This is a genomic window from Pseudomonas resinovorans NBRC 106553 (assembly GCF_000412695.1).
In the GTDB taxonomy this organism is placed as follows: domain Bacteria; phylum Pseudomonadota; class Gammaproteobacteria; order Pseudomonadales; family Pseudomonadaceae; genus Metapseudomonas; species Metapseudomonas resinovorans_A.
The window spans coordinates 5,104,510-5,117,475 of sequence record NC_021499.1 but is presented as its reverse complement, the minus strand read 5'-3'; the positions used below and the strand labels follow the sequence as shown (position 1 = coordinate 5,117,475).

The window sequence follows — 12,966 nt, the reverse complement described above, 5'->3', positions numbered from 1 at the left end:
GATGAAACGCTCTTAGCGCTATGAAAGACTAGTGCGCTGCACAGTCAAGGCCCGACCCCATGCCCGCTCTGGACCACCCTCTGATCGACCGCTTCCTCGATGCCCTCTGGCTGGAGAAGGGGCTTTCGGCGCACACGCGATCCGCCTACCGCAGTGATCTCGCGCACTTCAATGCCTGGCTCGACGAGCGCGGCCTGGCCCTGGACAAGGCCGGACGCGACCTGATCCTCGACCACCTCGCCTGGCGCCTGGAACAGGGTTACAAGGCCCGTTCCACCGCGCGCTTCATCTCCGGCCTGCGCGGCTTCTACCGCTTCCTGCTGCGGGAGAACCTGATCACCGAGGACCCGACCTTGCAGGTGGACCTGCCGCAGCTCGGCCGGCCGCTGCCCAAGTCGTTGTCCGAGGCCGATGTGGAGGCGCTGCTGGACGCGCCGGAGCTGGACGACCCCATCGGCCTGCGCGACCGCGCCATGCTCGAGGTGCTCTACGCCTGCGGCCTGCGGGTCACCGAGCTGGTGAGCCTGACCCTGGAGCAGGTCAACTTGCGCCAGGGCGTGCTCAAGGTCTTCGGCAAGGGCAGCAAGGAGCGCCTGGTGCCATTGGGTGAGGAAGCCATCGCCTGGCTCGAGCGCTACCAGCGCGAGGCGCGGCCCTTCCTGCTCGACGGCAAGCCCAGCGACGTGCTTTTCCCCAGTCTGCGCGGCGAGCAGATGACCCGCCAGACCTTCTGGCACCGCATCAAGCACCAGGCCCAGGTGGCCGGCATCAGCAAATCGCTGTCGCCGCATACCCTGCGCCACGCCTTTGCCACCCACCTGCTCAACCACGGCGCCGACCTGCGCGTGGTCCAGATGCTGCTCGGCCACAGCGACCTCTCCACCACCCAGATCTACACCCACATCGCCCAGGCCCGCCTGCAGGAACTCCACGCTCGCCACCACCCTCGCGGGTGAGCCCTGCCACCGGCCGGACGCCCGCCGTATCCGCCGGGCGTCCGACGTCTGCGCGCCAGGGCTTCTGTGTTAGGCTTGAGCGGTTTCCGTACGTCCGCCGCTCGACAGGAGTACCCATGCGCGTGACTCGCCTCATCGCCGGCCTGGCCCTTGGCCTGGCCAGCACCATCAGCCTCGCCGACGACCCGGACCAGGCCATCCGCAAGACGCTCGACGCCCTGCAGCTGGGCCTGCCCATCGAGTCCATCGGCGAAAGCCCGATGTCCGGCATCTACCAGGTCCAGCTCAAAGGCGGGCGCATGCTCTACACCAGCGCTGACGGCCAGTACCTGATGCAGGGCTACCTCTATCACGTGAAGGACGGCAAGCCGGTGAACCTCACCGAGCAGGCCGAGAGCCGTTCCATCGCCAAGGAAATCAACGCCGTCCCCACCAGCGAGATGGTGGTGTTCTCGCCCAAGGAACCGGCCAAGGCCCATATCACCGTGTTCACCGACACCGACTGCGGCTACTGCCAGAAGCTGCACAGCGAAGTGCCCGAGCTGAACCGTCGCGGTATCGAAGTGCGCTACATGGCCTTCCCGCGCCAGGGCATCGGCAGCCACGGCTACAACAGCCTGGTCAGCGTCTGGTGCAGCAAGGACCGCCAGGCCGCCATGGACAAGGCCAAGTCCCGCGAGGAACTGCCGCCTGCGACCTGCGCCAACCCGGTAGCCAAGCAGTTCGAGCTGGGCCAACTGATCGGCGTCAACGGCACCCCGGCCATCGTGCTGGGCAATGGCCAGATGATCCCGGGTTACCAGCCTGCTCCGCAGCTCGCGAAAATCGCGCTCGAAGCCAAGTAATCCGGGCGCGCCGCCTTGATTGACCAAAATTCAGCCGCTTCGTAAAGTGCGGCTCTTTTCCTCGGCCGGGGCGTCCCCGGCCGTATTCGCAGTGATGATGGGGAGTTCAGCGTGAAGCCGGTAAAAGTAGGCATCTGTGGCCTGGGGACCGTCGGTGGCGGCACCTTCAACGTACTCAAACGCAACGCCGAGGAGATTGCCCGCCGTGCCGGGCGCGGAATCGAAGTTGCACAGATTGCCGCCCGTCGTCCGAACCCGAAGTGTGAAACCGGCGCTACCCCCATCACCGCCGACATCTTCGAAGTGGCCAACAACCCGGAAATCGACATCGTCATCGAGCTGATCGGCGGCTACACCCTGGCCCGCGAGCTGGTGCTCAAGGCCATCGAGAACGGCAAGCACGTGGTCACCGCCAACAAGGCGCTGATCGCCGTGCATGGCAACGAAATCTTCGCCAAGGCCCGCGAGAAGGGCGTCATGGTCGCCTTCGAAGCCGCCGTGGCCGGTGGCATCCCGGTGATCAAGGCGATCCGCGAAGGCCTCGCGGCCAACCGCATCAACTGGCTGGCCGGCATCATCAACGGCACCGGCAACTTCATCCTCACCGAAATGCGTGAGAAAGGCCGCGCCTTCGAGGACGTGCTCAAGGAAGCCCAGGCCCTGGGCTACGCCGAGGCCGATCCGACCTTCGACGTCGAAGGCATCGATGCCGCCCACAAGCTGACCATCCTCGCGTCCATCGCCTTCGGCATCCCGCTGCAGTTCGACAAGGCCTACACCGAAGGCATCTCCAAGCTGACCAGCGCCGACGTCAACTACGCCGAAGCCCTGGGCTACCGCATCAAGCACCTGGGTGTGGCGCGCCGCACCGACAGCGGCTTCGAGCTGCGCGTGCACCCGACCCTGATCCCGGCCGACCGCCTGATCGCCAACGTCAACGGCGTGATGAACGCGGTGATGGTCAATGGCGACGCCGCCGGCAGCACCCTCTACTACGGCGCCGGTGCCGGCATGGAGGCCACCGCCTCCGCCGTGGTCGCCGACGTTGTCGACGTGGTTCGCGCCCTGACCACCGACCCGGAAAACCATGTGCCGCACCTGGCCTTCCAGCCGGATTCGCTGTCCGACCACCCGATCCTGCCGATCGAGTCCTGCGAGAGCGCCTACTACCTGCGCATCCAGGCCAAGGACCACCCGGGCGTGCTGGCCCAGGTCGCGACCATCCTGTCGGAGCGCGGCATCAACATCGAATCCATCATGCAGAAAGAAGTCGAAGAGCAGGACGGCCTGGTGCCGATGATCCTGGTTACCCACCGGGTCGTCGAGGCGCGCGTCAACGACGCCATCGCCGCGCTGGAAGCTCTTGAAGACGTGGTAGGCAGCGTCGTGCGTATCCGCGTCGAGCAACTGAACTAAGCAGCAGTCGGGGCCGGTGCCGTTGCCAGGGGCGATCCCCCGGGGCGACGCGCCTGGCCCGGCCGCTCGAAACCAAGGTTTTAAGACATGCGCTATATCAGTACCCGCGGCCAGGCACCGGCCCTGAACTTCGAAGACGTGCTGCTCGCTGGCCTGGCCAGTGACGGCGGCCTCTACGTACCGGAAAACCTGCCGCGCTTCACCCAGGAAGAAATCGCCTCCTGGGCCGGCCTGCCCTACCACGAACTGGCCTTCCGCGTGATGCGCCCCTTCGTTGCCGGGAGCATCAATGACGCCGACTTCAAGAAGATCCTCGAGGAAACCTACGGCGTCTTCGCCCACAACGCCGTGGCGCCGCTGCGCCAGCTGAACGGCAACGAGTGGGTGCTTGAGCTGTTCCACGGCCCGACCCTGGCCTTCAAGGACTTCGCCCTGCAACTGCTCGGCCGCCTGCTCGACCACGTGCTCTCCAAGCGCGGCGAGCGCGTGGTAATCATGGGCGCCACCTCCGGTGACACCGGCTCGGCCGCCATCGAAGGCTGCAAGGCCTGCGAGCACGTCGACATCTTCATCATGCACCCGCACAACCGTGTGTCCGAGGTGCAACGCCGGCAGATGACCACCATCCTCGGCGAAAACATCCACAACATCGCCGTGGAAGGCAACTTCGACGACTGCCAGGAGATGGTCAAGGCGAGCTTCGCCGACCAGGGCTTCCTCAAGGGCACCCGCCTGGTGGCGGTCAACTCGATCAACTGGGCGCGGATCATGGCCCAGATCGTCTACTACTTCCACGCGGCCCTGCAGCTCGGCGGCCCGGCCCGTTCCGTGGCCTTCTCGGTGCCCACCGGCAACTTCGGCGACATCTTCGCCGGCTACCTGGCGCGCAACATGGGCCTGCCCATCAGCCAGCTGATCGTGGCCACCAACCGCAACGACATCCTGCACCGCTTCATGAGCGGCAATCAGTACGTCAAGGACACCCTGCACCCGACCCTGTCGCCGTCCATGGACATCATGGTCTCGTCCAACTTCGAGCGCCTGCTGTTCGACCTGCACGGCCGCAACGGCGCCGCCATCGCCAACCTGATGGACACCTTCAAGCAGGGTGGCGGTTTCAGCGTCGAGGACGACCGCTGGACCGAAGCGCGCAAGCTGTTCGACTCCCTCGCCGTTTCCGATGAAGCCACCTGCGAAACCATCGCCGAAGTCTTCAACGAGTGCGGCGAGCTGCTCGACCCGCATACCGCCATCGGCGTGCGTGCCGCCCGCGAGTGCCGCCGCAGCCTGGCCATCCCCATGGTCACCCTGGGCACCGCCCACCCGGTGAAATTCCCCGAGGCGGTGGAAAAGGCCGGCGTTGGCCAGGTCCCGGCGCTGCCGGCGCATCTCACCGACCTGTTCGAGCGCGAAGAGCGTTGCACCGTGCTGCCGAACGACCTGAAGCAGATCCAGGCCTTCGTCAGCCAGCATGGCAACCGCGGCAAGCCGCTGTAAGCCACGCGCCTGAAACGAAAAGGCCGGCTCCCGCAAGGGGCCGGCCTTTTTTGTTGCACGTCGATCATGTGCGAACCCTGTAGGGGCGAATTCATTCGCCAAGGACAGCGCAGCTGTCCCCCAACGTCCCATCTGGCAGGCCTTCGGCCTGCTTGGCGAATGAATTCGCCCCTACACAGGCCTCTCTCAGGACCTCAGATCGCCCCACCCGCCTTCAACGCCGCCACCTGCTCGGCGCTGTAGCCCAGGGCAGCCAGCAGCTCGGCGTTGTGCTCGCCGAGCTCCGGCCCGATCCATTCGCTGGAGCCCGGCGTGTCCGAGAGCTTGGGCACGATGCCCGGCATCTTGAACGGCTTGCCGTCCGGCAGCTTGGCCGAGAGGAACATCTCCCGGGCGAGGAATTGCGGGTCGGCGAACATGTCCTCGGCGGAGAAGATGCGGCTGGCCGGCACTTCGGCGCGGTTCAGCAGGGCCAGAACTTCCTCCAGCGGCAGCGAACCCACCCAGCGGTCGATCACGCCGTAGAGCTCGTCGCGCCGTGCGTCGCGGCCATCGTTGCTGGCAAGCATAGGATCGTTGGCCAGGTCGTCGCGGCCGATCGCCAGCATGAAGCGCTTGAAGATCGCGTCGCCATTGGCGCCGATCTGCACATGGCGGCCATCGGCGGCGGTGTGGATGGAGGAGGGCGTGATGCCCGGCATGATGTTGCCGCTGCGCTCGCGGATGAAACCGAACACATCGAACTCCGGCACCATGGACTCCATCATGGCGAACACCGCCTCGTAGAGCGCCACATCCACCACCTGGCCCTGGCCGCCGTTCACCTCGCGATGACGCAGCGCCATCAGCGCGCCGATCACGCCCCAGAGGGCGGCGATGGAGTCGCCGATGGAAATCCCCGTGCGCACCGGCGGGCGATCCTCGAACCCGGTGATGTAGCGCAGCCCGCCCATGGACTCGCCCACCGCGCCAAAGCCCGGCTGGTCCTTGTAGGGGCCGCTCTGGCCAAAGCCGGACAGGCGCACCATCACCAGCTTCGGATTGAGCGCGTGGAGTACGTCCCAGCCCAGGCCGAGCTTTTCCAGGACGCCGGGGCGGAAGTTCTCGATCAGGATGTCTGCCTCGGCGAGCAGCTTCTTGAGAATCTCGCGGCCTTCGGCGTGCTTGAGGTTGAGCGTCAGCGACTTCTTGTTGCGCGCCTGCACGAACCACCAGAGCGAGGTGCCCTCGTAGAGTTTTCGCCATTTACGCAGCGGGTCGCCGCCGTCGGGGGACTCGATCTTGATCACCTCGGCACCGAATTCGGCGCACAGGCGCGAGGCGAAGGGGCCGGCGATCAGCGTGCCGAGCTCGATCACTTTGAGGCCGGCGAGGGGTTTGGCAGGAACGTTCATCTGGATGTCCATGGACCAGGCAATGGCGGCGACTCTACTCCCTGGGGGCCTGCCACGAACAGTCCGGATTGCCGCTGGCGCACCCCTCCGGGGAGACTTAAAGTGCTTGGCAGGAACCTGATTTGCGCGCGCCGAACCTCATGCCAACACAACCTGCCCGCGTCTGCCGCTCGTCGCCCGGTACGCGCCGGAAGGAGGGACCATGCAGCTGAACGTCCCCACCCTGGTGCTTGTGGATATCTACATCCTCGCCCTGGTGGGCATCCTCATGCTCCATGCCTGGCGCCGTGGCCGGCGCGAGCCGACCCTGGGCTACCTGGCCGCCGCGCTGCTGCTGGGCGTGCTGGGCACGGTGCTGGTGAGCGCCCTGCGCGGCGTCGGCATGGACGTCGTGCCGCTGGTGCTGGGCAACATGGTGCTGCACTTGAGCGCGGCCATGACCTGGACTGCCCTGCGCGTCTTCACCGGGCGCCAGCCGCACCTGCCGGGCATCTGCGCCGGCGCGGCGATCTGGGCGCTGCTGTGCCTCAACCCGGCGTTCTACGAATCCCTGACGGTGCGGGTGGCGGCCAGTTCGCTGATCACCGTGAGCTACACCGGGCTCGGCGCTTTCGAGCTCTGGCGCAGTCGCAAGAACCTGGAAGTGGCCTACCTGCCGGCCCTGGTCCTCACTCTCTTCCACATGGCCTTCTACCTGGTACGCATCGTCGTCGACCGTGGCATGCCCTTCGACCATGCCCTGGCCAGCAGCGGTGACGGCGCCAGCTTCTTCTCGCTGCTGATATTCGAGACCCTGCTCTACGCCATCGGCATCGCCTTCGTCACCCTGGCCATGGTGAAGGAGCGCGCCGAGCTGAAGTTCCGCGCCGCCGCCTACTGCGACCCGCTCACCGGCGTCGGCAACCGCCGCGCCTTCATGACCACCGGCGAATACCTGGTGGAAAGCTGCGAGCACCGCAAGGAACCCGTGGCGCTGCTGCTTTGCGACCTGGACCACTTCAAGCGCCTCAACGACAACTATGGCCACGCCTCCGGTGACGAGGCCCTGGTGGCCTTCACCCGGATTGCCGTCGGCAGTATGCGCAAGCAGGATGTGTTCGGCCGCATCGGCGGCGAGGAGTTCGCCTGCCTGCTGGCCGATGCCGACGACGAAGCCGGCGCCCAGGTGGCCGAACGCATCCGCCGGGAGTTCGCCGAACTGCCGTTCCAGGCGCCCGGCGAACTCAGCGTGAGCATCGGCATCGTCAGCTCCAAGGAGGGCGGCTACGACCTGTTCAACCTGCTCGCCCTGGCCGACGACGCGCTCTACGCCGCCAAGGACAAGGGCCGCAACCGTATCCAGCGCTATCCCGCCGATTAGCCGGATGGCCCAGCCAAGGCAGGCGATTCAGGGTAGACTTGCCGCCCTCCGCGAATCATCAAGAAGCCCGCCATGGCCCTCCAAGCGACCCCCTACAAAGTCGACCTCAACCTCACCGACCTGGACCGCAACGTCTACGAGAACCTGCGTTTCACGGTTGCCAAGCACCCGTCGGAAACCGAGGAACGCCTGGCCGTACGCCTGATCGCCTACGCCCTCTGGTACCACGAGCAACTGAGCTTCGGCCGTGGCCTGTCGGACGTGGATGAGCCGGCCCTGTGGGAAAAGAGCCTGGACGACCGCGTCCTGCACTGGATCGAAGTGGGCCAGCCGGACGCCGAGCGCATCACCTGGTGCTCGCGCCGTACCGAGCGCTTCAGCCTGGTAGCCTACGGCAACCTGCGGGTCTGGCAGACCAAGGTCCTGGACAGCGTGCGCACCCTGAAGAACATCAACGTCGTCGCCGTCGGCCAGGAAGCCCTGGAAGAGCTGGCCCGCGACCTGCCGCGTTCGATCAGCTGGAGCCTGATGATCAGCGACGGCTCGCTGTTCGTCACCGACGAGCGCGGCCAGCATGAAATACCGCTGGAGTGGCTGGCCGGGGAACGCTGAGAACCTGCTTACGGTCTGCTGCGCGTCGGCCCTGCGGCGTTAGAAACAGGCTCGGAATGCTCATTTACAGTCGTAAACTCCGCTTCCTCGCCTGTTTCTGCCTTGCATGGCTCTAGCTCGCGAGACCGTAAACAGGTTCTGCTCCGGACACCCACCAAGCCCTCTCCCGGATGGGGGAGGGGAACACGAGTCAAAGATCGGATCTGCCATGCGTATCGAACACCGTGCCCTGCCCGATGTCCTGCCCGACCTGGGCGACCTGCCGCCACTGCTGGCGCGCCTCTATGCCTCCCGTGGCGTGCAATCGGCGGAGGAGCTGGACAAGAGCCTGGCGCGGTTGATCCCCTACCAGCGACTCAAGGGCATCGAGGGTGCGGTAGAGCTGCTGGTGGACGCCCTGGAGAAGCGCCAGCGCATCCTCTATGTCGGTGACTTCGACGCCGACGGCGCCACTGCCAGCACCGTGGGCGTGCTCGGCCTGCGCATGCTCGGCGCCTTCCACGTCGACTACCTGGTACCCAACCGCTTCGAGTACGGCTACGGCCTGACCCCGGAAATCGTCGCCGTGGCCCTGGAGCGCCGGCCCGAGCTGCTGGTGACCGTGGACAACGGCATCTCCAGCGTCGAAGGCGTGGCCGCGGCCAAGGCCGCCGGGCTCAAGGTACTGGTCACCGACCACCACCTGCCCGGTCCGGAACTGCCGGCGGCGGACGCCATCGTCAATCCCAACCAGCCGGGCTGCGAGTTCCCCAGCAAGTCCCTGGCTGGCGTCGGCGTGATCTTCTACGTGCTCCTGGCCCTGCGCGCGCGCCTGCGCGAGCTGGACTGGTTCGCCCGCGCCGGCCTCAAGGAACCCAACCTGGGCGACCTGCTCGACCTGGTGGCCCTGGGCAGCGTGGCCGACGTGGTACCGCTGGACGCCAACAACCGCATCCTGGTCCACCAGGGCCTGGCGCGCATCCGCGCCGGCCGTGCGCGGCCCGGTCTCAAGGCGATCCTCGAAGTCGCCGGGCGCCAGGCGGGGCGCATCACCTCCACCGACCTCGGCTTCATCCTCGGCCCGCGCCTGAACGCCGCCGGCCGCCTGGACGACATGAGCCTGGGCATCGAGTGCCTGCTCTGCGAAGACGAAGCCCTGGCCCGCGACATGGCGGTGCAGCTGGACCAGCTCAACCAGGACCGCAAGGCCATCGAGCAGGGCATGCAGCGCGAGGCCCTGGCCCAGCTGAAGAACCTGCCCATCGAGGACATGCCCTTCGGCCTCTGCGTCTTCGAGGCGGACTGGCACCAGGGTGTGATCGGCATCCTCGCCTCGCGCCTGAAGGAGCGTTACCACCGGCCCACCATCGCCTTCGCCGACGCCGGCGACGGTCTGCTCAAGGGCTCGGCGCGCTCGGTTCCCGGCTTCCACATCCGTGATGCCCTGGACGCCGTGGCCGCCCGCCATCCGGGCCTGATCAGCAAGTTCGGCGGTCACGCCATGGCCGCCGGCCTGTCCCTGCCTGTGGAAAACTTCGGCGCCTTCGCCGCCGCCTTCGACGCGGAGACCCGCCGCCAGCTGCACGAAGACGACCTCACCGGGCGCCTGCTCTCCGACGGTCAGCTGAGCATCGAGGAATTCCACCTGGAACTGGCCCGCGCCTTGCGCCTGGCCGGCCCCTGGGGCCAGCACTTCCCCGAGCCGCTGTTCCATGGCGTGTTCCAGATCGTCCAGCAGCGCCTGGTCGGCGAGCGCCACCTGAAGCTGGTGCTGAAAAGCGAATGCGGCTCGCTGCAACTCGACGGCATCGCCTTCAACATCGACCGCGAACAGTGGCCAAACCCCACCGTGCGCTGGGCCGAGGTGGCCTACAAGCTCGACGTCAACGAGTACCGTGGCCAGGAAAGCGTGCAATTGATGGTCGCGCACATCGCCCCGCGCTGAATTTCACATCCCTGTAAGAGCGAATTCATTCGCGAATGAATTCGCTCTTACGGTCCCCGCCCTCATACCGCTCGCCCGTCACCCCACCCACGCAAGTCCTCCATCCGGGTCTACGCTGATCCCGCCCAGTCCTGCGAAAAAAATTCGCGCCCTCTGTCGATCCTGTGCGCTGCCCAGCGACCAATAAGCACAGCCAGCGGGCAAGGGCCCGGGCCAACCACAAGGAGAACGACAATGCGTTTCATGGTGATCGTCAAAGCTACCCCGGAATCGGAAGCCGGCATCATGCCCAGCACCGAACTGCTCACGGCCATGGGCCAGTACAACGAGGAACTGGTGAACGCCGGCATCCTGCTCGCCGGCGAAGGGCTGCACCCCAGCGCCAAGGGGGCGCGGGTGCGTTTTTCCGGCAAGGAGCGCAGCGTGATCGACGGCCCCTTCGCCGAAACCAAGGAGCTGATCGCCGGCTTCTGGCTGTTCAAGGTGAACTCCCTCGAGGAGTGCATCGACTGGGTCAAGCGCTGCCCCAACCCCATGCTGTCGGATTCGGAGATCGAGATTCGCCAGGTGTTCGAGGCGGAGGATTTCGGCGAGGAGTTCACCCCTGAACTGCGCGAGCAGGAACAGCGCGTCTTCGACAAAGCCCGCCAACAATGAGGACACCGTCATGAAGATCGATCCCTACCTCACCTTCGACGGCCAGTGCGGTCCGGCCTTCCAGTTCTACGCCAAGGTGCTCAACGGCACCCTGGAAGCCTTCATGTCCTTCGCCGAGAGCCCGGCCTGCGACGATGTGCCGGAGGAGTTCCGCGACAAGATCATGCACGCGCGCCTGGCCGTGGGCGACCAGGTGATCATGGGCTCGGACTGCCCGCCCCAGGCGCCCTTCGAGGGCATCAGCGGCATCTGCATCTCGATCAACGTCGACCGTATCGTCGAGGCCGAGCGGGTATTCAACGCCCTGGCCGAGGGCGGCCAGGTGCAGATGCCCCTGGAGAAGACCTTCTGGGCCGAGCGTTTCGGCATGCTGATGGACCGTTTCGGGGTGCCCTGGATGATCAACTGTGAGAAGGATGCCTGAGTCGTAGACCGTAGGATGGGTCGGGCGGCGCTCCGCTGAGCGGAGCGATACCCATCAGCCTTGCCCGCATGGGTATCGCAAGCTCAACCCATCCTACCTGGCTACAACGAACGCCAGATGTCGGCCTAAGCTTCTGGGGTCGAACTCCGGACGACTCCCATGCAGCTTCTGCCCTGGCTCCGCGAACGCATTCCGCGCTTCCACTACCGCCGCGAATGGCTCCGCACCGATCTGGCGGCGGGGCTGTCGGTGGCCGCGGTGCAGATACCCACCGCCATCGCCTATGCGCAGATCATTGGCTTTCCCGCCCAGGTGGGTCTCTATGCCTGCATCCTGCCGATGCTCATCTATGCCCTGGTGGGTGGCTCCCGGCAACTGATGGTCGGGCCGGACGCCGCCACCGCGGCCATGGTCGCGGCCTCCATCACCCCGTTGGCGGCGGGGGACCCGCAGCGCCTGGTGCACCTGTCGATGATAGTGGCGGTGATGGTGGGCGGCCTCTCCATAGTCGCCGGCCTGATCCGCGCCGGCTTCATCGCCAGCTTCCTGTCGCGGCCGATCCTGGTGGGTTATCTCAATGGCATCGGCCTCAGCCTGCTCGTTGGCCAGCTGGGCAAGCTGCTGGGTTACCAGAGCGAGACCAGCGGCTTCATCCCCGGCCTGCTGGCGATGCTGCGCAACCTGGCCAGCAGCCACCTGCCCACCCTGGCCCTCGGCGCCTCGGCCTTGGCGCTGATGGTGCTGTTGCCCCGGCGCTGGCCGCGACTGCCGGTGGCCCTGGTGGCGATGGTGCTGGCCTCGCTCGCCGCCGCCTGGTTGCACCTCGACCGCCACGGCGTGGCCTTGCTGGGCAACGTGCCCGCCGGCCTGCCGGAGCTGAGCTGGCCGCGCGCCGGTTACCAGGAGCTGCTCAGCCTGCTGCGCGATGCCACCGGCATCACCATTGTCAGTTTCTGCAGCGCCATGCTCACCGCCCGCAGCTTCGCCGCCCGGCGTGGCTACATGGTGGACGCCAACCACGAGTTCATCGCCCTGGGCATGGCCAATATCGGCGCCGGGGTGTCCCAGGCCTTCGTCATCAGCGGCGCCGACTCGCGCACGGCGGTGAACGACCTGGTGGGCGGCAAGACGCAGATGGTCAGCGTGGTGGTGGCCCTGGTGATAATCGCCGTGCTGGTGTTCCTTCACGACGCCTTGGGCTGGGTTCCCATCGCCGCCCTGGGGGCGGTGCTGATGCTGGCCGGCTGGGGACTGATCGACTTCCGCTCGCTGAAGGCGTTCTGGCGCCTCAGCCGCTTCGAGTGCAGCCTCTGCCTGCTGACCACGGTGGGCGTGCTGGGGGTTGGCGTGCTGCCCGGCATCTTCGTCGCCGTGTCGCTGGCACTGCTGCGCCTGCTCTACCTCACCTATCGCCCGAGAGACGCCGTGCTGGGCTGGGTGGAAGGCGTGGACGGGCAGGTGGAACTGGGGCGTTATCCACAGGCCAGCACCTCGCCCGGGTTGCTGATCTACCGTTTCGACGCGCCGTTGCTGTTCTTCAATGCCGACTACTTCAAGCAGCGCCTGCTGCACCTGGTGGAGCAGGCCGAGCGGCCCCGTGCGGTGCTGCTCAACGCGGAAACCATGATCAACCTCGACCTCACGGGCCTGGCCACCCTGCGCGAAGTGCAGCAGACCCTGGCGGCCAAGGGCATCTACTTCGGCTTCGCCCGCCTGTTCGGCCCGGCCTATGACCTGCTGCTGCGCTCCGGCGAGCTGGGTGAGCTGAAGCCACCGCTGGTGTTCAGCTCGGTGCGCGCGGGGATCAGCGCCTACCAGCGCTGGCTGGCGAAGCAGAACGCCGAACCCGAGGCGCCGTCCGCTACGCCATAGGCTGACCGC

Annotated in this window: 11 protein-coding genes; 10 read left to right on the top strand and 1 reads right to left on the bottom strand. The window is 66.5% G+C overall.

Translation table 11 applies throughout. The features are described 5' to 3' along the window. Positions 1-59 precede the first annotated feature (59 nt). The 4 genes from xerD (at position 60) to thrC (ending at position 4,714) form a co-directional block, all read left to right on the top strand. Positions 60-956: a site-specific tyrosine recombinase XerD gene (gene xerD, locus PCA10_RS22975; RefSeq protein WP_016494484.1), complete on the top strand. Its 897-nt coding sequence runs from the start codon at positions 60-62 to the stop codon at positions 954-956. 116 nt (positions 957-1,072) lie between these two features. Continuing rightward, complete coding sequence (locus tag PCA10_RS22970; RefSeq protein WP_016494483.1) at positions 1,073-1,801, top strand: disulfide isomerase DsbC N-terminal domain-containing protein; 729 nt, start codon at positions 1,073-1,075, stop codon at positions 1,799-1,801. Positions 1,802-1,912: 111 nt separating this feature from the next. Continuing rightward, a complete protein-coding gene (locus PCA10_RS22965) occupies positions 1,913-3,217 on the top strand; it encodes a homoserine dehydrogenase (protein ID WP_016494482.1) in 1,305 nt (434 codons plus the stop codon). A gap of 87 nt (positions 3,218-3,304) precedes the next feature. Then, positions 3,305-4,714, top strand: coding sequence for a threonine synthase (thrC, locus tag PCA10_RS22960; protein ID WP_016494481.1), 1,410 nt, complete (start codon positions 3,305-3,307; stop codon positions 4,712-4,714). Between the two features lie 194 nt (positions 4,715-4,908). Here thrC and PCA10_RS22955 read toward each other — a convergent pair whose 3' ends face one another. After that, entirely contained in the window at positions 4,909-6,108 is a 1,200-nt protein-coding gene (locus PCA10_RS22955; RefSeq protein WP_041770939.1) for a CaiB/BaiF CoA transferase family protein, read from the bottom strand. Between the two features lie 202 nt (positions 6,109-6,310). On the opposite strand from PCA10_RS22955, the gene PCA10_RS22950 reads away from it, so the two are divergent. The 6 genes from PCA10_RS22950 (at position 6,311) to PCA10_RS22925 (ending at position 12,957) form a co-directional block, all read left to right on the top strand. After that, positions 6,311-7,468: a GGDEF domain-containing protein gene (locus tag PCA10_RS22950; RefSeq protein ID WP_016494479.1), complete on the top strand. Its 1,158-nt coding sequence runs from the start codon at positions 6,311-6,313 to the stop codon at positions 7,466-7,468. A 72-nt stretch (positions 7,469-7,540) separates the two neighbouring features. Next, positions 7,541-8,080, top strand: coding sequence for a YaeQ family protein (locus PCA10_RS22945; RefSeq protein ID WP_016494478.1), 540 nt, complete (start codon positions 7,541-7,543; stop codon positions 8,078-8,080). Between the two features lie 208 nt (positions 8,081-8,288). Then, positions 8,289-10,004 carry a single-stranded-DNA-specific exonuclease RecJ gene (gene recJ / locus PCA10_RS22940; protein ID WP_016494477.1) on the top strand — a complete coding sequence of 572 codons (1,716 nt, stop codon included), beginning with the start codon at positions 8,289-8,291 and terminating at the stop codon, positions 10,002-10,004. A 234-nt stretch (positions 10,005-10,238) separates the two neighbouring features. Beyond that, entirely contained in the window at positions 10,239-10,661 is a 423-nt protein-coding gene (locus tag PCA10_RS22935; RefSeq protein WP_016494476.1) for a YciI family protein, read from the top strand. Between the two features lie 10 nt (positions 10,662-10,671). Continuing rightward, positions 10,672-11,085, top strand: coding sequence for a VOC family protein (locus tag PCA10_RS22930; RefSeq protein WP_016494475.1), 414 nt, complete (start codon positions 10,672-10,674; stop codon positions 11,083-11,085). A 159-nt stretch (positions 11,086-11,244) separates the two neighbouring features. After that, positions 11,245-12,957 carry a SulP family inorganic anion transporter gene (locus PCA10_RS22925; RefSeq protein WP_016494474.1) on the top strand — a complete coding sequence of 571 codons (1,713 nt, stop codon included), beginning with the start codon at positions 11,245-11,247 and terminating at the stop codon, positions 12,955-12,957. Positions 12,958-12,966 lie beyond the last annotated feature (9 nt).